This window comes from Klebsiella sp. KPN54798 (assembly GCF_021184225.1).
GTDB lineage: Bacteria > Pseudomonadota > Gammaproteobacteria > Enterobacterales > Enterobacteriaceae > Klebsiella > Klebsiella pneumoniae.
On sequence record NZ_CP089234.1, the window covers coordinates 3534228 to 3554991 of the forward strand.

The following is a 20764-nucleotide window of genomic DNA, read 5'->3' on the forward strand; positions in this document are numbered from 1 at the left end:
CGCACCAACACGGCCCCGGATGGGCCACATCTGGAGAAAACACCGCAATGTCAGTTATTGGTCGCATTCACTCCTTTGAATCCTGTGGCACCGTTGATGGCCCGGGCATCCGCTTTATTACCTTTTTCCAGGGCTGCCTGATGCGCTGCCTGTACTGCCATAACCGTGACACCTGGGATACCCACGGCGGCAAAGAAATCACCGTTGAAGAATTAATGAAAGAGGTGGTGACCTATCGTCACTTTATGAATGCTTCCGGCGGCGGCGTCACCGCCTCGGGCGGTGAGGCGATCCTGCAGGCGGAGTTTGTTCGCGACTGGTTCCGCGCGTGTAAGAAAGAAGGCATCCACACCTGCCTGGATACCAACGGCTTCGTACGTCGCTACGATCCGGTTATCGACGAGCTGCTGGAGGTAACAGACCTGGTGATGCTGGATCTCAAGCAGATGAACGATGAGATTCACCAGAACCTGGTGGGCGTCTCTAACCATCGTACGCTGGAATTCGCCCAGTATCTGGCGAAGAAGAATATCAATGTCTGGATCCGCTACGTGGTGGTTCCCGGCTGGTCAGACGATGATGATTCCGCGCACCGCCTGGGCGAATTTACCCGCGATATGGGCAATGTCGAAAAAATCGAGCTGCTGCCCTACCATGAGCTGGGTAAACACAAATGGGTAGCGATGGGCGAAGAGTACAAGCTGGACGGCGTCCATCCGCCGAAGAAAGAGACCATGGAGCGGGTAAAAGGCATCCTTGAGCAGTATGGTCACAAAGTAATGTACTAATCCCGCCCGGGCCGGTGATGCGCTTATGCCGGCCTGCAACGGCGTGGGAAGCTGTGTCCGCCCCGCCGTTTCATTCTCATGAAAAACGACTTGTCCTCTTTGCGGCAGTAAGCCTATGCGATTGCAGCAGATGACGCGCAGCATGCGCTGCGCGTTGCAGGGTCAGGCGTGCGCCACCGGCGTCGGATGATGCCCGGCTTTGCGCAACAGGGTCAGCAGATAGATAAACGACACGCTGGCGATCATGATAAACAGCAGGTTGTCTGAGAAGTTCTGCATCAGCATCGCCGTCAGGGTCGGGCCCAGCAGGCTGCCGATGGTATAGCTCATCAGCAGCGCCTGATTCATCGCCACCAGCTGATGGTGCTCCACTTTTTCACAGGCCCAGGCCATCGCCACCGGATACAGCGTGAAACCAGATGCCCCAAGCACAAACAGCGCCGGGGCCATTGCCGCCTGACTAAGCATCGCCAGACATCCCAGAATGACCACAAAGACCTGTACCCGCAGCACCAGCAGGCGACCGTAGCGGTCTGCCAGGCGCCCTACCGGCCACTGGCCGAGGATCCCCGCACTCACCATCACCGCCATCCAGAAGCCGATGCCGGAGTCGCTGACGCCCTGATGGTTCAGCCACAGCGGCATCAGGCCATACAGCGAGCCGAGGACAATCCCCGAAATAATACAGCCATTGACCCCGTGGCGCGCCTGGCGTAGCTTCAGCATCGGCCAGATACGTACCGTTTCATGCGGCTCTTCTGCCTGCCCCATAATGCGGGTAAACAGCAACGGCAGGATCGCCGCCAGCGCCAGGCCGGTCACCCACGGCAGGACGCTCATTAAATCGGTGGGTAATTTACTGACCATCAGCTGGCCCAGTACGGTACCGACGTAATAGACCATCATGTACGCCGCCAGCAGACGACCGCGACTGCGGGAAGTGCCGCTGCAAACCAGCGCGCTTTCCACCACCACCCAGATCATCGCGCAACCTACACCGGCGATAAAACGCCAGCTCAGCCATGTCCAGAAGCCAACGGTGATCCCCAGCCCTACGCAGCCGACGGCGAAAATTAACGATGCGAGATAATAGCTACGGTTAAACCCCAGGCGCTTGATCACCCAGCCGGCCAGCAACGTACCGGCCAGGTTGCCGGTAAAATAGGATGACCCCACCATGCCGACCTGCCAGGTTGGCATGTTTTCATGGGCGAGCCAGAGCGGGACGAGCGTATTCAGCACCGCTATCGCCAGGGTCAATAAAAGCAGGCCACAGAGCAGCATTTGCACTGGCCGGGTGTAGATGGTCATGGGTAAAAACCGTGAGGAATGTTCAGATCGCGAGCGCATCATGCCACTGCTAAAAACATTGTCAATCCACCTGAAATCAGGCGTGACGCGGTTTTGTCGGCTACGATAGAAGTTTTTTATCCAGAGGATGGAAAAAGGTGAGACAACAGATAATACGCTATTGTTTTTGCTGGTTTATTAATAAATGCCGAAGTTAATTTCAGTTGAAAAATTTCATCTATCGACAGCACGTTTTCATCATGCCGGTGGTTAGGCACCGGCATGATGGAGGTAGTTAACTGGCGACAGCCATCCCAACGGTCATATGCAGGCCATAGAATACGCCGCGGCCGATCATCTCTCCCGCCAGTATCAGAACAAAGGCCAGGCCGAGCAGCGAGACCGCCGGTTTGCGGCCGCGAATCTGCGGCACGCACCAGCAGGCCAGGGCCAGGGCCAGCAGCACCACGCGCCAGGCCATAAGCAACCCGTAATCCGGCACCAGGGCGGAGGCCTGCTGAACTGAGCTGCGGATGGTGGCAAGTTCACTTCCCTGCATCACGACCACCATAATACTGACCAGCAGCGCCAGCAAACTAACCACCGGCAGCAGGCGCAGCGCCCAACCATCGACGCCTGCGACGCGCAGCAGCAGGTAGCCCAGCAGTGGACCGCCGATAAACAGCGTCAGGAAGAAGCTCAGCGGCGTCCAAACGGTGTACCAGGTCGGCACCGTGTCGATGGTGTTGTATACCCGCACCATCATCCACACGAAAATCACGCCCAGCACCATGGTCACCACCAGCCACAGGCTCCGCAGGCCGGCAGGCAGCTTTTTGCACACGGCCAGCAGCCAGCCAATTCCGCCGACGGCGAAGAAGATCGCCCCGCTGGCGATTTCATTACTCAGCGACGAGGCTCCCACGCGATTCAGCGAATTAAAGGCCCGCAGCGGCGAGCCAAGGTGCATCGTCGAGGCAATAAACCCGATCCCCATCAATACCCACAGGCCGAACATGCTGCCCACCACGCGCTGCTCCTGCTCACGGGAAAGCTTGCCTGTCATCAGCGCCAGCGCCAGAACAATAAAGCCGCCTACGACGCACTGGCCGAAGACCGTAAAGACCATCAGCGGCCATTCATGCCATCCGTTTCCCATCTCACACCTCCTTCGGGTTCGCCAGGTAACCGGTGGTATCGCCACACGGCCGGGCATTGGCGTTAGGTTTGATAACGATACTCGGCCGGGTAAAGTGCGCCGACGGCAGCGGCGCTACCGCGGCCAGCTGGCCGTGCTTAGCGCGCAGTTCGGCAATCGGCCCGAAATCCAACGCCCGCAGCGGGCAGGACTCGACGCAGATCGGCTTTTTCCCCTCGGCGACGCGCTCGTGACAGCCATCGCACTTGGTCATATGGCCTTTGTCGGCGTTGTACTGTGGGCGCCGTACGGGCAGGCCATATGGCAGTAGCGGCAGCCAATGCACACCTCTTCGTTGACCACCACAAAACCGTCTTCGCGCTTATGCATCGCGCCGCTCGGACAGACCTTGGTGCAGGCCGGATCTTCACAGTGGTTACAGGCGATGGAGAGGTAATAGGCAAACACGTTCTGCTGCCAGACGCCGTTGTCCTCCTGCCAGTCGCCGCCGGTATATTCATAGATGCGGCGGAAGCTGACCTCCGGGGTCAGGTTCTTGTAGTCCTTACAGGCCAGTTCGCAGGTTTTGCAACCGGTGCAACGGGCGGAATCAATAAAAAATCCATACTGAGTTGTCATCGGTTACTCCTTACAGCTTCTCAACCTGAACAAGGTTGGTATGCGACGGGTTTCCCTTCGCCAGCGGCGACGGACGCTGGGTGGTCAGCACGTTGATGCTGCCCGCCTGATCCACACGCGAGGCGTCCGGGTTGTACCAGGCCCCTTCCCCCAGCGCGACGACGCCCGGCATCATGCGCGGCGTCACCTTCGCTTCGATATGCACTTCACCCCGATCGTTGAAGATGCGAATACGATCGCCGTTGGCAATGCCGCGCTTGCGGGCGTCGATCGGGTTAATCCACATCTCCTGCCGACAGGCGGCCTTCAGCACATCGACGTTGCCGTAGGTCGAGTGGACGCGAGATTTATAGTGGAAGCCGGTGAGCTGTAGCGGGTATTTCGCTGTCAGCGGATCGTTGTAGTTTTCGAAACCCGGGGTGTAGATCGGCAGCGGATCGATAACATCCCCTTCCGGCAGCTCCCAGGTAGCCGCGATTTTCGCCAGATCCTGCGAGTAAATTTCGATCTTGCCCGAAGGCGTGGTCAGCGGATTAGCCTGCGGATCCTCACGGAAGGCTTTGTAGGCCACATGATGACCTTGCGGATCGCGCTGCTTATAGATGCCCTGCTGACGGAAGGTGTCGAAATCCGGCAGGTCGGGAATCGCTTTGCGCGACTGCTCATACAGATAGCGCATCCAGCCTTCCTGGGTACGGCCCTCGGTAAACTGCTCTTCGACGCCCAGACGCTTTGCCAGTTCGCTGGTCATCTCATAGATGGTTTTGCATTCAAAGCGCGGCTTGATGGCCTGATCGGCAAAGATAACGTAGGACATGTTGCCGCAGGAGGCATCCAGCGCGAAATCCATCTGCTCGGAGGCGGTACAGTCCGGCAGCAGAATATCAGCGTATTTCGCCGAGGAGGTCATATGGCAGTCAATGACCACAATCATCTCGCATTTCTTGTCGTCCTGCAGGATTTCGTGGGTCCGGTTGATCTCAGAATGCTGGTTAATCAGACAGTTGCCCGCATAGTTCCAGATCATTTTGATCGGCACGTCGAGCTTATCTTTACCGCGTACGCCGTCGCGCAGAGCGGTCATTTCCGGGCCGCGCTCAATCGCATCGGTCCACATAAACATCGAGATACTGGTCTCAACCGGATTCTCCAGCGTCGGCATACGCTCAAAAGGCAAACTATACGAGCCCTCGCGCGCCCCGCTATTGCCGCCGTTGATCCCGACGTTACCCGTCAGAATGGCGAGCATTGAGATGGCGCGGGTGGCGATCTCACCGTTGGCGTGACGCTGCGGACCCCAGCCCTGGCTAATATAGGCCGGTTTGGCGGTGGCAATTTCGCGCGCCAGTTTAACAATGCGTTCGCGCGGAATACCGGTAATCGTCGAGGCCCACTCCGGCGTTTTGGCGATACCGTCAGTGCCCTGGCCAAGAATGTAAGCTTTGTAATGACCATTGGCTGGCGCACCGGCGGGCAGCGTCTTCTCGTCGTATCCCACGCAGTATTTATCGAGGAACGGCTGATCGACCAGATTCTCGGTGATCATCACCCACGCGAGGCCCGAAACCAGTGCCGCATCGGTCCCAGGACGAATCGGGATCCATTCATCTTCACGCCCGGCGCCGGTGTCGGTATAGCGCGGATCGATGATTATCATCCGGGCATTGGATTTCTGCCGCGCCTGTTCAAGGTAGTACGTCACCCCGCCGCCGCTCATCCGCGTTTCGCCGGGGTTATTGCCGAACAGCACCACCAGCTGACTGTTTTCAATATCCGATGGGCTGTTGCCGTCCGCCCAGCCGCCGTAGGTGTAATTCAGACCGGCAGCAATCTGCGCTGATGAATAGTCGCCATAATGGTTGAGATAGCCGCCGCAGCAGTTCATCAGACGGGCAATCAGCGTTTTCCCCGGCGGCCAGGAGCGGGTCAGCGTCCCGCCGAGCGTGCCGGTGCCGTAGTTCAGATAGATGGATTCATTGCCGTACTCTTTAATCAGCCGCTGCATATTGCTGGCGATGGTATCCAACGCCTCTTCCCAGCTGATTTGCTCGAACTTGCCCTCACCGCGTTTACCAACGCGCTTCATCGGGTACTTCAGACGGTCCGGATTATAGACTCGGCGGCGCATTGAACGCCCACGCAGGCAGGCGCGGACCTGGTGCAAACCGTCATAGTTATCGTCACCGGTATTATCGGTTTCGACGTATTTAATCGCGCCATCCACCACGTGCATGCGCAGCGGGCAACGGCTACCGCAGTTGACGGTGCAGGCGCTCCAGACCACCTTCTCACTGGCGGGCGCCGGCGTATCGGCAGCATGCGACAGTCGGGTAAAGGGTAACGTTAGTGCGTTGCTGGCCAGCGCCAGGCCGCCTATTGCCGTGGTTTTCATCAGACCACGGCGGCTTACCTCAGCAGCCAGTAAAGCATCAGGGGCTTTAATTTTCATGGATACTCGCTTTGGTTGCTCACAATAAACTGACAAGCGTTATATAGACATATATATAATGCTTTGCGATATTATTGGTTTTTTATGCTGGTTTAATCCAAAGGGAGTATCACTGCATTCGCGGCAAGGATTATTGCCCGGTATCAATAAGGGCGTAAAAAAAGCGCCCGCAGGCGCTTTTAAAAGAAGGAGTGAGAAGTTTAGCCGATATATTCGAGGCCGCGCATATACGGGCGCAGCACTTCCGGGATCTCGATACGGCCATCAGCCTGCTGATAGTTTTCCATCAGCGCCACCAGGGTACGACCTACTGCCAGGCCAGAACCATTCAGGGTATGAACGAGACGGGTCTTCTTATCGGACTTGCTGCGGCAGCGAGCCTGCATACGACGCGCCTGGAAATCCCAGACGTTGGAGCAGGAGGAGATCTCACGATAAGTGTTTTGCGCCGGAACCCACACTTCGAGGTCATAGGTTTTGCAGGCGCTGAAGCCCATATCGCCGGTGCACAGCGCGACCTTACGGTACGGCAGGCCCAGCAGCTGCAGCACTTTCTCGGCGTGACCGGTCATCTCTTCCAGCGCGGCCATAGAGTCTTCCGGGCGGACGATCTGCACCATTTCAACTTTATCGAACTGGTGCATACGGATCAGACCGCGGGTGTCGCGGCCATAGGAACCGGCTTCAGAGCGGAAGCACGGCGTATGGGCGGTCATTTTGATCGGTAGGTCGTCTTCGTCGATGATTTCATCGCGCACCAGGTTGGTCAGCGGCACTTCCGCCGTCGGGATCAGCGCGTAGTTGCTGCTGTCAGCCTCTTCTTCCAGCGGACGGGTATGGAACAGGTCGCCGGCGAATTTCGGCAGCTGGCCAGTGCCATACAGGGTGTCCTGGTTTACCAGGTACGGGACATAGTTTTCGCTGTAGCCATGCTGTTCGGTGTGCAGATCCAGCATGAACTGCGCCAGGGCGCGGTGCAGACGGGCCAGCTGCCCTTTCATCACCACGAAGCGCGAGCCGGTGAGCTTAACAGCGGCGGCAAAATCCAGCCCCCCGTGCATTTCACCCAGCGTCACATGATCGCGCACCTCAAAATCGAACTGACGCGGCGTACCCCAGCGGCTAACTTCAACGTTGTCGTTTTCGTCGCGACCAACCGGCACATCATCATGAGGAATATTCGGGATCGCCAGCGCGATATCGCGAATTTCCGCCAGCAGCGTTTCCAGCTCGGATTTTGCAGCATCCAGTTGTTCGCCAAGCTTGTTAACTTCCAGGCGTAATGGCTCGATGTCTTCCCCGCGCGCTTTCGCCTGGCCAATGGATTTCGATCGGGAGTTACGCTCCGCCTGCAGGTTTTCCGTTTGCACCTGCAGAACTTTACGACGCTCTTCAAGCGCGCGAAGTTTATCTACATCCAGCTTAAAGCCCCGGCGTGCCAGTTTTTCTGCGACTGCGTCTGGCTCGGTACGCAGCAGATTGGGATCGAGCATGCTTATCCTGTGCTTATCGAATTAAAAAAGAAAAGTGGCCGCAGACTACGACCACGGAAATAGTGTAATAACCTTACCGCAACGCCTCAATTAGCGGTAGCGTTTTATCGGGCTATTTTGATCCTGTTCAGCGAGCCAGGCGAGCTTTTCGCCAATTTTGCCCTCAAGCCCCCGGTTTGTCGGGTGATAATAGCGCGTTTGCGCCATTTCCTGCGGGAAGTACTGCTCGCCGGCGGCGTAGGCGTTGGGTTCGTCATGAGCGTAACGATACTCCTGGCCGTAGCCCATCTCTTTCATCAGCTTCGTCGGCGCATTGCGCAGATGCACCGGAACGTCGTAGTCAGGACGATCCCGCGCGTCGGCCAGCGCCGCTTTGAAGGCGGTGTACACCGCGTTGCTTTTCGGCGCGCAGGCCAGATAGACAATGGCCTGGGCAATCGCCCGTTCGCCTTCCGCCGGCCCGACGCGGGTAAAGCAGTCCCACGCCGAAATGGCGACCTGCATCGCCCGCGGGTCGGCGTTGCCGACATCTTCCGAGGCAATCGCCAGACAGCGGCGGGCAACATACAGCGGATCGCCTCCGGCGGTGATGATCCGCGCGTACCAGTAAAGTGCCGCATCCGGCGCGCTACCGCGCACCGACTTATGCAGGGCGGAAATCAAATCGTAGAACCGGTCGCCTTTATTATCAAAGCGCGCGCTTCGCTCGCCGGCGATCTCGGTCAGCAGTTCCGCCTTCAGCACCCGCTTGCCCGAGTCATCGCTTTCGGCCATATCGGCCATCATTTCCAGGGTATTCAGCGCTCGCCGCGCGTCGCCGTTCACTAGCTCGGCAATGGCCCTGCGGGTCTCATCCGGCAAAACGATATCCTGGCCGCCGTAGCCGCGGGTTTTATCGTTCATCGCCTGGTCAAGCACCTGCTCGATATCGTCGGTGGTCAGTGATTTCAGTAAGTAGACGCGGGCGCGGGAGAGCAGCGCCGAGTTAAGCTCAAAGGAGGGGTTTTCGGTGGTCGCGCCAATAAAAGTAATGGTGCCGTCTTCAATATGCGGCAGAAAGGCATCCTGCTGGCTTTTATTAAAGCGATGCACTTCGTCAACAAACAGGATGGTCCGCCGGCCGGCGTTGCGATTTTGCCGCGCGCGCTCAATAGCCTCGCGAATCTCTTTCACCCCGGAGGTTACCGCTGAGATCCGTTCGACATCGGCGCTGGCGTAGCGGGCAATCACTTCCGCCAGAGTGGTCTTGCCGGTACCCGGCGGCCCCAGAGGATCATCGAATGCAGGTGCCCGGCCTCAATGGCCCGCGGCAGGGTTTACCCGGCGCCAGCAGGTGCTGCTGGCCAATATACTGCGCTAAATTTTCTGGCCGCATGCGAGCGGCCAGAGGTTGAAACGCGTTGTCGGAAAAATCGAGCGACAGATTGCTCACTTTCGCCTCTACTTACGTTGATCGTCCACCGTCACCCCTTTCGGCGGCGTAAAGGTGAACTTAGCTGCGTCGACGGCGCCGTTCTGCTGCGATTTCAGCTGATAGCTGCTGCGCTGATCATCCTGCTCGACGGCGCTGAACTGATGGATAGTGCCGTCCCGACCGACGTTGATCGTGAACTGCTTGAGGTTGCCGCTGCCGCTTTTTGGCGTCAGCACAAAATCATCGCCATTTTGCTTGATATTATATTGCTGCCAGTCGCTGGACTGGTTGCGGGCAATCAGCATAAACGGCGTGTTGCTGGTAGCGTCTTTCAGCCAGGTCGCCGTGGCCTGCTCGACGAACGGGTTATAGAACCACAGCGTTTTACCATCCGAAACGAGGACGCTCTCATCCGGCTGGGTCATATGCCAGTTAAACAGGTTCGGGCGTTTCACCCACAGGTCTCCCTGCCCGTCCTGCACGGCGTTACCGCTGCCGTCGGTGACTTTTTGCGTGAAGCTGGCATGGAAGCTGCTCACTTTATCAAGACGGCTTTTTAAGTCGCTGGCCGCATCTGCCCAGACCTGGCTGACGACCATACCAGACAGTAATGCACAGGTGATTGCGAGTTTTTTCATTGTTCTTCCTTAATGTGCGTCACTCCCGACGCGGGAGCCTCTTCTGCCCCTACTGTAGGACCGCCGGCGGCGGCGGGACAGAAGAATTGGCTGATTTTGCGCTTATTTACCCAACTTTGCACTCATTCAAAGGGCGGCGGCGCCAGCACTTCGCGGTTACCGTTATGGCCCTGCTCGCTGACGATACCCTGCGCTTCCATCTGTTCGATAATACGCGCGGCACGGTTATAGCCGATGCGGAACTGACGCTGAACCCCGGAAATCGACGCTTTGCGCTTCTCGGTCACAAAGTTGACTGCCTGATCGAACAACGGATCCAACTCTTCCCCGCCGTCGAAGCCGCCACCGCCGCCTTCGCTTTCGCTGTCGGAGGTAATGCCATCCACATATTGCGGGCGACCGCGGGCTTTCCAGTCCTGAACCACGGCGTGGACTTCCTGGTCGCGCACAAACGCCCCGTGGACACGCACCGGCGTGGTAGAGTTCGGCCCGGAGTAAAGCATATCCCCCATACCCAGCAGCGATTCCGCGCCGCCCTGATCGAGAATGGTACGTGAGTCAATTTTACTCGACACGGTAAAGGCGATGCGCGTCGGGATGTTGGCCTTAATCAGGCCGGTAATAACATCTACCGACGGACGCTGTGTCGCCAGCACCAGGTGGATCCCCGCCGCGCGCGCTTTCTGCGCCAGGCGAGCGATCAGCTCTTCCACCTTTTTGCCGACGGTCATCATCAGATCGGCGAATTCATCCACCAGCACCACGATGTACGGCAGTTTTTCCAGCACCGGATGTACGGCGTCCATGCTGTCGCCAGGCTTCCAGTACGGATCCGGGATCGGACGTCCCATGCGCGCGGCTTCGGCGATCTTCTCGTTGTAGCCCGCGAGGTTACGCACGCCCAGCGCCGACATCAGCTTGTAGCGGCGCTCCATCTCATTGACGCTCCAGCGCAGCGCATTGGCGGCGTCTTTCATGTCGGTGACCACTTCCGTCAGCAGGTGCGGAATTCCTTCGTAGACCGACAGCTCGAGCATTTTCGGGTCGATCATAATGAAACGCACATCTTCCGGCTGCGCCTTGTAGAGCATGCTGAGGATCATGGCGTTGACGCCAACAGACTTACCGGAACCGGTGGTACCGGCCACCAGCAGATGCGGCATTTTCGCCAGATCGGCTACTACCGGATCGCCAGCGATGTCTTTACCCAACACCACGGTGAGCGGAGATGGGTTATCACGGAACTTGGCGTTGTCGAGCACTTCACGCAGGTAGACGGTCTGGCGTTTTTTATTCGGCAGCTCAAGCCCGACATACGGTTTGCCCGGGATCACCTCCACCACGCGCACGGCGACCGTTGACAGCGATCGCGCCAGGTCCCGTGACAGGTTAGAGATCCGTGCGGCCTTAACGCCAGGCGCCAGATTCAGTTCGAAGCGGGTGATCACCGGCCCCGGTGAGTAGTTCACCACATCCGCTTTAATGCGGAAATCAGCGAGTCGCGCTTCCACCAGGCGTGCCATCTGCTCGAGAGCAAAGGTATCCACCGGCTCGACTTCACTCGGCGGCGGGGTAAGCAGATCCAGCGACGGCAGTGGCGTGGTCGGCTTTTGCAGCGGTCGACTATCGCCATTGCGCATCAGCAGCGGGTGGATCAGGCTCTCCTGCGGCGCAGGGGCGGCAGGCTGATGCCCCTGCGGGGCAACCGGTTGTTGCGGCTGTACGGGCTGCGACGCAGTCGGATAGGACTGCGGCTGTGGCGGCACAGGCTGATGGTGTATCGGCTGATGCTGCGCAGGTTGATAACCCTGCTGCGGAGCGGCCGCCGGTTGTTGATAGCGCTGGGCCGGCTGCTGCGGCTGGACTTCCGGCGTCGGCGTAAACAGCGGTTCGCTCGGGCCGTCATTGACCAACGTTTTCATCGGCGAGAATTCATAATCTGCCGGCGAGAACGGGTTGGCGCCCGGCGGCTGCTCGGTAGCGTACCGCTGCTGCTGGGTAGCGGCAAACTGACGCGCCAGCTCCGCTTCCGCCGCGGCGTCGGCCTCATCGTCATCAGTCGCGTTATCGTCTTCCCAGCGATGACCGTAGCGCTGCTGCTGGGTGGCGGCGAACTGGCGAGCCAGTTCATCCTGCTCCATAGCATCCGCTTCCTCATCCGAGAGCAGCTCATCATCATAATGCGGATCGCGCTCCGCCTGCCGCGCGCGCTGTTCCGCCTCCCGCTGCGACGGTAGCTTGATGCCGTAGGAGGCCAGTTCCCGACGCGTAGGAACACGCACGCGATTGGGCCGCGGTAGTTTTGGACCGATGCCCTCTTTCACCTGAACCCTTGGGCCGCTGGACGCCGGGCTGAACAATGGCGTAGCCGCAGCGGATGCGGCAGTGGACGAGGTTGCTGCCGCCGCGCCGCCGCTGGCGGCGGTAGCCTGATGCACCCCAGCCGCTACCGCAGAGACTACGGTTGTCTCCACTGGCGGTTTGGACGCAGTGGTCGGCGGCGTCAGCGGTTTAGTGGCAATCGGACTTTCCGGCTCAGGAATTGGCTGATACCAGGAGGCCAACAGCTCGCGTTCGCGCGCCCGCTTCTCTTCCACTTCCTCGAAATAATAGAGCGGCGGACGTTTCACTTCCTCCTGCACGACCTCGGGCTCTGGCTCCGGTGGGGGAACTGGCGCGCTTTGCGGCTGATACGCCGCTGGCTCCGGCTGATACGGCTGCGGCGCGGGCTGACCGGCATTCGGATCGTAAGCCGGCTGCTGATAGGTCTGAGGCGCAGGCTGACCGGCATAGGGATCGTAAGTTGGCTGCTGATACGGCGCTGGCTCCGGCTGATAGGCCTGCGGCGCAGGTTGACCGGCATAGGGATCGTAAGCCGGCTGCTGATACGGCGCTGGCTCAGGCTGATAGGCCTGCGGTGCAGGTTGACCGGCATGCGGATCGTAAGCCGGCTGCTGATACGGCGCAGGTTCAGGCTGATAGGCCTGCGGCGCAGGTTGACCGGCATACGGATCGTAAGCCGGCTGCTGATACGGCGCTGGCTCAGGCTGATAGGCCTGCGGCGCAGGTTGACCGGCACGCGGATCGTAAACCGGCTGTTGATACGGCGCTGGCTCAGGCTGATACGCCTGCGGTGCGGTTTGCCCCGCTGGCGGCTGATAAGCAGCCTGCTGGAACGGAGCGGGTTCAGGCTGATAGGCCTGCTGGAACGGAGCGGGTTCAGGCTGATAGGCCTGCTGCGGCGGATAGCTGGCTTCCGGCTGATAAGCTGGCGCAGCGCCGTGATGGCCCACCGGTGATTCTGCCCACGCCTGCGGCGCGGCTGTAGCCGCCGCCGCTGCGCTTACCGGCTCAGCGATACTGTGGCCATTCAACAACGGATCGTAAGGGTCGAAATCGCCCGGGCGCACGGCGCTGGCGCCGGAGAACAGCACATCATCCTCTGCGGGACGCGCGGCGCTGGCGCCGGAAAACAGTACATCGTCGGCGGCAACAGGCGCCCCGCTGGCGCTGTATTGCACCACCTCTTCGCCGTCATCCATCCGTTTGCCGGAGAAAAGCGCAGCGTCGGTTTTACGCCCCATAGGGTTGGTAAACTTCTCGGCCAGACGCTTACGCCGCGCCAGCGCGCTGCGTAAGATACGGGCGCGACGCGATTCCTGCGGCCTGGCCGCCTCTTCGTCGTCGTACTCTTCCTCGTCGTCTTCATATTCGCCTTCATCGACCCAGGTATCATCCCGACGGGTACGGTTGCTGGCAAAGGTGAGAACGGACAGGATGCCGCCGCCCAGCTTTTCCGCAATGCTGACCCACGACCAGCCGGTGAACAGCGTCAGCCCGGCCGCCCAGATACACAACAGGGCGATGGTGCCGCCGCTGCTGTGCAGCAGGGGTTGCAGCGTGGTGCTCAGCAGGCTGCCGATCACCCCGCCGGAGGCGAAGTACCAGATATCATCGGCGTTAATCGCCGCCAGACCACAGGAGGTCAGGATCAGGGCTAACGCACCGATGAGGCGAAGGGAAACGGCAAAATAATCAATGTATTCGTCGTTTTCCTGATGCCGCCAGGCAAACCAGCATCCGCCGATGATGATCACCGGGATGGTGTAGGCCATGACGCCAAAAATGAAAAAGAGGGTATCGGCAAGCCACGCGCCGGGGGCGCCGCCTAAATTATGAATAGGCTCATGCCATGCCGTTTGCGACCAGCTGGGGTCCGAGGGGTTAAAGCTCAGTAGTGCCGCCATCAGCCAGATGGCGAAGAGGGAGCAAAGGATGAGCATCGCCTCAAGGAGTCGGCGCCCGCTGCTGAGTTTGGTTAGTTTGACTTCTTTGTCTTCGGTGTATTCCTGGCTCAAGAAAGGCTCTCCAGGTATCAGGCTGTTTCCTGCCTGCTGCTAAAACGGACAACAGCGCCGGGTCTCCCCGGCACTGTTGCTGTATGGATTAACAGGAGTGTAATCAAACTACGTCGAGTTTGCACCTGTTCCGTGTTAGCGCGTCTTAATAACCAGACGATTACTTTGCTTGACTTCTTCCATTACCACGTAGGTACGGGTGTCGTTAACGCCCGGCAGGCGCAGCAAGGTCTCGCCCAGTAATTTACGATACGCTGACATATCCGGTACGCGGGTTTTCAACAGATAGTCGAAATCACCGGAAACCAGATGACACTCTTGAATTTCTTCAAGTTTTTGCACTGCGGCGTTAAATTGCTCAAACACATCCGGTGCGCCACGATTCAGAGTAATCTCAACAAATACCAGAAGTGATGCATCCAGATAATGCGGGTTGAGCAGCGCCGTATAGCCCTGAATAAAACCCTGTCTTTCAAGACGACGCACACGCTCAAGGCAAGGCGTCGGAGAAAGTCCCACCCGTTTAGAAAGCTCGACGTTAGAAATTCGCCCATCTTTTTGCAATTCATTCAGGATGTTACGATCAATGCGGTCGAGATCTTTGCCAGGGCGCTTCTTGCTATCTACCATTATTATTGTCTCTCTGTATTCCTTCCCTACTCCTGTTCCGGCTCTGAGCCTTCACTGCCAGAGCCCATCCTGTTATCACCCGTACGACATTGGGTAACCCAGGGGTACGTGAGAAGCCCGTTGCCTGACGGCAGTCACCGACATCACGCATGGCGTCTGTCCACACCATGCGTAGATTTCGTTAACCCGGATAAAAATGGCATTTGCGTGCATGAAAATTCGCCGCACGCTAAATACTGCTTTTCTTCTTCCTTGAATGTTTTCGCAAAAGCACAGGTGATTGTCAAAGCAAAACATCGATTTTTAGTACAAGATGCCAGATATTCATCATCCGCCCTGGTTGATTCTCATTTTTTCGTCTTATAATTGTCCCGCCGACAGTAGAAATAGTTATATTCCTTGCCGGGAAAATCACCAATTCATTGGCAGCTTCTATTGCACACATCGTTAACAAAATCGCTGTGCTCTTTTTTTACGACAACAAATTCCCTACAATCCCAGCCCAATGTATGCCAATTATTATGGGGATCTCATGGGCACAGCCAAACACAGTAAACTGCTTATCCTTGGTTCTGGACCTGCGGGATACACCGCGGCGGTCTATGCCGCACGCGCCAACCTGCAGCCGGTGCTGATCACCGGGATGGAAAAAGGCGGTCAGCTGACCACCACGACGGAAGTGGAAAACTGGCCAGGCGATCCGAACGATCTCACCGGTCCGCTGCTGATGGAGCGCATGCACGAGCATGCCGCAAAATTTGAAACCGAGATCATTTTCGACCATATCAGCCGCGTCGATTTGCAAAACCGCCCGTTCCGTCTGACAGGCGACAGCGGCGAGTACACCTGTGACGCGCTGATCATCGCCACCGGCGCTTCCGCCCGTTACCTGGGCCTGCCTTCCGAAGAAGCCTTCAAAGGCCGCGGCGTTTCCGCGTGCGCTACCTGCGACGGATTCTTCTATCGCAACCAGAAAGTGGCGGTGATCGGCGGCGGCAACACCGCAGTGGAAGAGGCTCTGTATCTGTCGAATATCGCCTCTGAGGTACACCTGATCCACCGTCGCGATTCCTTCCGTGCGGAAAAAATCCTCATCAAACGCCTGATGGATAAAGTGGCAAGCGGCAACATCGTGCTGCATACCGATCGTACTCTCGAAGAGGTGACCGGCGACCAGATGGGCGTCAGCGGCCTGCGCCTGCGCGATACCAAAAACAGCGACAATGTCGAGTCCCTGGAAGTGGCTGGTTTATTTGTCGCCATCGGCCACAGCCCGAACACCGCCATCTTTGAAGGCCAGCTGGAGCTGGAGAACGGCTACATCAAAGTGCAGTCCGGTATCCACGGCAATGCGACCCAGACCAGCATCCCGGGCGTGTTCGCCGCCGGCGATGTCATGGACCATATCTATCGTCAGGCCATCACTTCTGCGGGCACCGGCTGCATGGCGGCGCTGGATGCGGAGCGTTACCTCGACGGTTTGGCTGACGCTTGCAAATAATCTTTACAAGTCAGTAACAAAGGTAAAGAAGGCGACGAAAAGTCGCCTTTATTTTTGCTGCGATGTAACATTGCCGTGCCCAATACTCCGATAACGACACCTGCAAAGCGCGCAATGAATAAAACCCGTCAACAAGAGTTAACCCGCTGGTTAAAACAGCAAAGCATTATCTCCCGTCGCTGGTTGATGATTTCCCGCCTGCTTGGCGTGGCGAGCGGTCTGCTGATCGTGGCGCAGGCCTGGTTCCTGGCGCGGATCCTGCACCGGATGGTAATGGAGAATATTCCAGCGACCGCCCTGCTGCTGCCGCTCACGCTGCTGGTGCTGATCTTTGTACTACGCGCCTGGGTGGTCTGGCTGCGTGAGCGGGTCGGCTTTCAGGCCGGGCAGCATATTCGCTATGAAATTCGCCGCCAGGTTCTTGACCGCCTCCAGCAGGCAGGCCCGGCGTGGATCCAGGGCAAACCGGCCGGCAGCTGGGCAACGCTTATTCTTGAGCAAATCGACGACATGCACGACTATTATGCCCGCTACCTGCCCCAGATGACGCTGGCGGCCTGCGTACCGCTGCTGATCGTTATTACTATTTTTCCGATTAACTGGGCCGCCGCGCTAATCCTTCTCGGCACCGCCCCGCTGATCCCGCTTTTCATGGCGCTGGTCGGGATGGGCGCCGCCGACGCCAACCGGCGTAACTTCCAGGCGCTGGCCCGCCTCAGCGGCCACTTCCTCGACCGCCTGCGCGGCATGGAAACCCTGCGTATTTTTCATCGCGGTCAGGCAGAAACCGATAATATTCGCGACGCCTCGCAGGATTTTCGCCAACGCACCATGGAAGTCCTGCGTCTGGCCTTCCTCTCCTCCGGGGTTCTGGAGTTTTTCACCTCCCTCTCCATTGCGCTGGTAGCGGTGTATTTTGGCTTTTCTTACCTTGGCGAGCTGAACTTCGGCCACTATGGCGCGGGCGTCACGCTGATGGCGGGATTCCTGACGCTGATCCTCGCCCCGGAATTTTTCCAGCCGTTACGTGACCTGGGTACCTTCTACCATGCCAAAGCTCAGGCCGTGGGCGCCGCAGACAGCCTGAAAACGTTTATGGAAACGCCGCTGACCCAGGTAGAGCGTGGCGAGAAAACGTTAAATGACAACGATCTGATTAGCGTGGAAGCGCGCGACCTGGTGATCAAATCTCCGGAAGGTAAAGTTCTGGCGGGGCCGCTTAATTTTGCGCTGCCCGCCGGCGCTCGCGTGGTGCTGGTCGGCCAGAGCGGATCCGGGAAAAGCTCTTTGCTGAATACACTGCTCGGCTTTCTGCCCTATGAGGGGTCGCTGATGGTCAACGGCGTAGAGCTGCGCGAGCTGGACGCTGAGCGCTGGCGCCGCCTGCTGAGCTGGGTAGGACAGAATCCGCAGTTGCCTGCCGCCACGCTGCGGGAAAACGTGCTGCTGGCGTGGCCCGAAGCTAGCGAAGCACAGCTTAGGCTGGCGCTGGACAAGGCCTGGGTCAGCGAGTTTATCGCCCTGCTGCCGCAGGGGATCCATACCGCCGTAGGCGATCAGGCGGGGCGTCTGTCGGTAGGCCAGGCGCAGCGTATCGCGGTCGCCCGCGCGCTGTTGGTGCCGTGCCGCCTGCTGCTGCTGGATGAACCTGCCGCCAGCCTTGACGCCCATAGCGAACAGCGAGTCATGCAGGCCCTGACCCACGCCTCCAGTGAGCAAACCACGCTGCTGGTCACCCACCAGCTCGAGGGGCTGGCCGACTGGGACGACGTCTGGGTGATGCAGGACGGACAGATTATCGAACAAGGCGACTACGCCACGCTGGCCCGTGCTGGTGGGGTCTTCTCGGCGCTGCTGGCCCATCGTCAGGAGGAGATTTAAATGCGCGCACTTTTACCCTATCTGGCGCTCTATAAACGCCATAAATGGATGCTGCTGCTTGGCGTCGTGCTGGCCATTGTGACCCTGCTGGCCAGCATCGGCCTGCTGACGCTCTCCGGCTGGTTCCTCTCCGCTTCAGCGGTGGTGGGCGTCGCCGGGATCTACAGTTTTAACTATATGCTGCCTGCCGCGGGCGTTCGCGGCGCGGCAATTATCCGTACCGCCGGGCGCTACTTTGAGCGCCTGGTCAGCCACGACGCTACCTTTCGCGTGCTGCAGCACCTGCGCGTTTTCACCTTCAGCAAACTGCTCCCCCTCTCTCCGGCGGGGCTGGCGCGCTTTCGCCAGGGTGAGCTGCTCAACCGGGTGGTGGCCGACGTTGACACCCTGGATCATCTCTACCTGCGGGTCATTTCGCCGCTGGTCGGCGCGCTGGTGGTAATTGTGGTCGTCACCTGCGGATTAAGTCTGCTCGACGTCACCCTCGCGCTGACGCTCGGCGGTATCATGCTGGCGACCCTGCTGGTTATGCCGCCGCTGTTCTATCGCGCAGGTAAGCCAGCCGGCGAAAGTATGACGCAGCTGCGCGGCCAGTATCGCCAACAGCTCACCGCCTGGCTGCAGGGTCAGGCGGAGCTGATGGTATTTAACGCCAGCGACCGCTACCGCGCACAAATGGAAAAGACCGAGCTGAGCTGGCAGGATGCACAGCGGCGCCAGGCCGAGCTGACCGCGCTTTCGCAGGCGGTAATGCTGTTAATCGGTGGCATCGCCGTGGTGGCCATGCTCTGGCTGGCCTCAGACGGCGTCGGCGGCAATAGTCAGCCCGGGGCGCTGATCGCGCTATTCGTATTCTGCGCGCTGGCGGCTTTTGAAGCCCTGGCGCCGGTTACTGGCGCTTTCCAGCATTTAGGCCAGGTGATCGCCTCCGCGCGGCGGATCTCGCAGATTACCGACCAGCAGCCGGAGGTCACCTTTGTCGAAGATGAAGCCAGTCCGCCAGCGCAGGTGGCCCTAACGCTTCAGGAGGTCACCTTCCGCTATCCTCAGCAGCCCTCCCCTGCCCTGGAGAATATTTCCCTGCAGATTGCCGCCGGAGAGCACATCGCCATTCTTGGCCGGACCGGCTGCGGAAAATCGACGCTGTTGCAGTTGCTTACCCGCGCCTGGGACCCGTCACAGGGAGAGATTCTGCTCAACAATCAGCCGCTCTCCGGCCTCAGCGAAGCCACTCTGCGGCAGGCAATGAGCGTAGTGCCGCAGCGCGTGCACCTGTTCAGCGCCACCCTGCGCGACAACCTGCTGCTGGCGGCGCCTGAAGCGGATGACGCTCATCTCAGCGCTACCCTTGAGAAGGTGGGTCTCGAAAAACTGCTGCAAGATGGTGGTCTTAACGGCTGGCTGGGCGAAGGCGGGCGTCAGCTCTCCGGCGGCGAACTGCGCCGACTGGCCATTGCCCGCGCGCTGCTCCACGATGCGCCGCTGATGCTGCTCGATGAACCGACAGAAGGTCTGGATGCGGCCACCGAAAGCCAGATCCTGCATCTACTGGCAGATGTCATGCGCGACAAAACCGTGCTGATGGTGACCCATCGTCTGCGGGGCCTGGCGGGTTTTAATCAGATAATAGTCATGGACAACGGCCAGATAATTGAGCAAGGTAGTCACGTGGAGCTGCTCGCTAAACAGGGCCGGTACTTCCAGTTTAAACAGCGTCTGTAGGCTATTCTATTATCTAATTTTTGCTGATGCGTATTGAGGTTAAAATGCGTCTGGTTCAGCTCTCCCGGCACTCTATCGCCTTCCCCTCTCCGGAAGGCGCCTTGCGAGAACCTAATGGCCTGCTGGCGCTCGGCGGCGATCTGAGCCCCGCGCGGCTGCTGATGGCCTATCAGCGTGGTATTTTTCCCTGGTTTTCCCCTGGCGACCCGATCCTCTGGTGGTCGCCCGACCCCCGGGCGGTACTTTGGCCAGAGCAATTCCATCTCAGCCGCAGCATGAAGCGCTTTCATCAGCGTTCGCCCTACCGGGTCACGCTCAACCACGCCTTTGGCGAAGTGATTGAGGGCTGCGCCAGCGATCGTGACGAAGGCACCTGGATAACCAGCAGTATCGTTCGCGCCTATCACCAGCTGCATGAGCTGGGTCATGCCCACTCCATTGAAGTCTGGCAGGAGAATACCCTGGTGGGAGGAATGTACGGCGTAGCGCAGGGGGCGCTGTTTTGCGGCGAATCGATGTTTAGCCGGGCGGAAAATGCCTCCAAAACCGCGCTGCTGGTATTTTGCCAGGACTTTGCGCACAGCGGCGGTAAATTAATTGACTGTCAGGTACTGAACAACCATACCGCGTCATTAGGCGCAGTGGATATTCCCCGCCGCGATTATCTGGACTATCTGTCGGTATTACGCGGCTACCGACTGCCCGAGCGATTTTGGGTGCCGCGGGTGCTATTTCCTGGCGGATAATAAAATGTTTTCAGCACATTTTGCGTCAGGATGGTATAATTGCGCGGTAGAGTAGCTTCTGCCTGTTGCCCCGCCGC

Annotated in this window: 12 protein-coding genes and 2 pseudogenes; 5 read left to right on the forward strand and 9 right to left on the reverse strand. The window is 58.8% G+C overall.

Translation table 11 applies throughout. The features are described 5' to 3' along the window. Positions 1–47 precede the first annotated feature (47 nt). The gene (pflA, locus tag LPQ25_RS17105) at positions 48–788 is read left to right on the forward strand and encodes a pyruvate formate lyase 1-activating protein (protein ID WP_002898145.1); all 741 of its coding nucleotides are present in this window, start codon (positions 48–50) and stop codon (positions 786–788) included. A 162-nt stretch (positions 789–950) separates the two neighbouring features. Here pflA and LPQ25_RS17110 read toward each other — a convergent pair whose 3' ends face one another. The 9 genes and pseudogenes from LPQ25_RS17110 to lrp form a co-directional block, all read right to left on the reverse strand. Continuing rightward, positions 951–2099 carry an MFS transporter gene (locus tag LPQ25_RS17110; RefSeq protein ID WP_004150843.1) on the reverse strand — a complete coding sequence of 383 codons (1149 nt, stop codon included), beginning with the start codon at positions 2097–2099 and terminating at the stop codon, positions 951–953. A gap of 274 nt (positions 2100–2373) precedes the next feature. Next, positions 2374–3237 (reverse strand): dimethyl sulfoxide reductase anchor subunit family protein, encoded by an 864-nt coding sequence (locus tag LPQ25_RS17115; RefSeq protein ID WP_004150844.1) that lies wholly within the window; start codon positions 3235–3237, stop codon positions 2374–2376. Position 3238: 1 nt separating this feature from the next. After that, positions 3239–3855, reverse strand: a pseudogene (locus LPQ25_RS17120) (DMSO/selenate family reductase complex B subunit). Between the two features lie 10 nt (positions 3856–3865). Next, complete coding sequence (gene dmsA, locus LPQ25_RS17125) at positions 3866–6304, reverse strand: dimethylsulfoxide reductase subunit A (RefSeq protein WP_004147794.1); 2439 nt, start codon at positions 6302–6304, stop codon at positions 3866–3868. Between the two features lie 200 nt (positions 6305–6504). After that, entirely contained in the window at positions 6505–7797 is a 1293-nt protein-coding gene (gene serS / locus LPQ25_RS17130) for a serine--tRNA ligase (protein ID WP_002898139.1), read from the reverse strand. A gap of 90 nt (positions 7798–7887) precedes the next feature. Continuing rightward, positions 7888–9229 (reverse strand): annotated as a pseudogene (gene rarA, locus LPQ25_RS17135) (replication-associated recombination protein RarA). 8 nt (positions 9230–9237) lie between these two features. Next, the gene (gene lolA / locus LPQ25_RS17140; protein ID WP_002898132.1) at positions 9238–9849 is read right to left on the reverse strand and encodes an outer membrane lipoprotein periplasmic chaperone LolA; all 612 of its coding nucleotides are present in this window, start codon (positions 9847–9849) and stop codon (positions 9238–9240) included. Between the two features lie 122 nt (positions 9850–9971). After that, complete coding sequence (gene ftsK, locus LPQ25_RS17145) at positions 9972–14207, reverse strand: DNA translocase FtsK (protein WP_012737719.1); 4236 nt, start codon at positions 14205–14207, stop codon at positions 9972–9974. Positions 14208–14342: 135 nt separating this feature from the next. Then, entirely contained in the window at positions 14343–14837 is a 495-nt protein-coding gene (lrp, locus tag LPQ25_RS17150; protein ID WP_000228469.1) for a leucine-responsive transcriptional regulator Lrp, read from the reverse strand. Between the two features lie 532 nt (positions 14838–15369). Between lrp and trxB the strand changes: the two genes are divergently transcribed. The 4 genes from trxB (at position 15370) to aat (ending at position 20687) form a co-directional block, all read left to right on the forward strand. After that, positions 15370–16338, forward strand: a complete 969-nt coding sequence (gene trxB, locus LPQ25_RS17155) for a thioredoxin-disulfide reductase (protein ID WP_002898019.1) — start codon at positions 15370–15372, stop codon at positions 16336–16338. A 114-nt stretch (positions 16339–16452) separates the two neighbouring features. Then, positions 16453–18219 (forward strand): heme ABC transporter permease/ATP-binding protein CydD, encoded by a 1767-nt coding sequence (gene cydD / locus LPQ25_RS17160; RefSeq protein WP_002898017.1) that lies wholly within the window; start codon positions 16453–16455, stop codon positions 18217–18219. Beyond that, positions 18220–19941, forward strand: coding sequence for a heme ABC transporter ATP-binding protein/permease CydC (cydC, locus tag LPQ25_RS17165; RefSeq protein ID WP_012737718.1), 1722 nt, complete (start codon positions 18220–18222; stop codon positions 19939–19941). A 44-nt stretch (positions 19942–19985) separates the two neighbouring features. Beyond that, complete coding sequence (gene aat, locus LPQ25_RS17170; protein ID WP_002898014.1) at positions 19986–20687, forward strand: leucyl/phenylalanyl-tRNA--protein transferase; 702 nt, start codon at positions 19986–19988, stop codon at positions 20685–20687. Positions 20688–20764 lie beyond the last annotated feature (77 nt).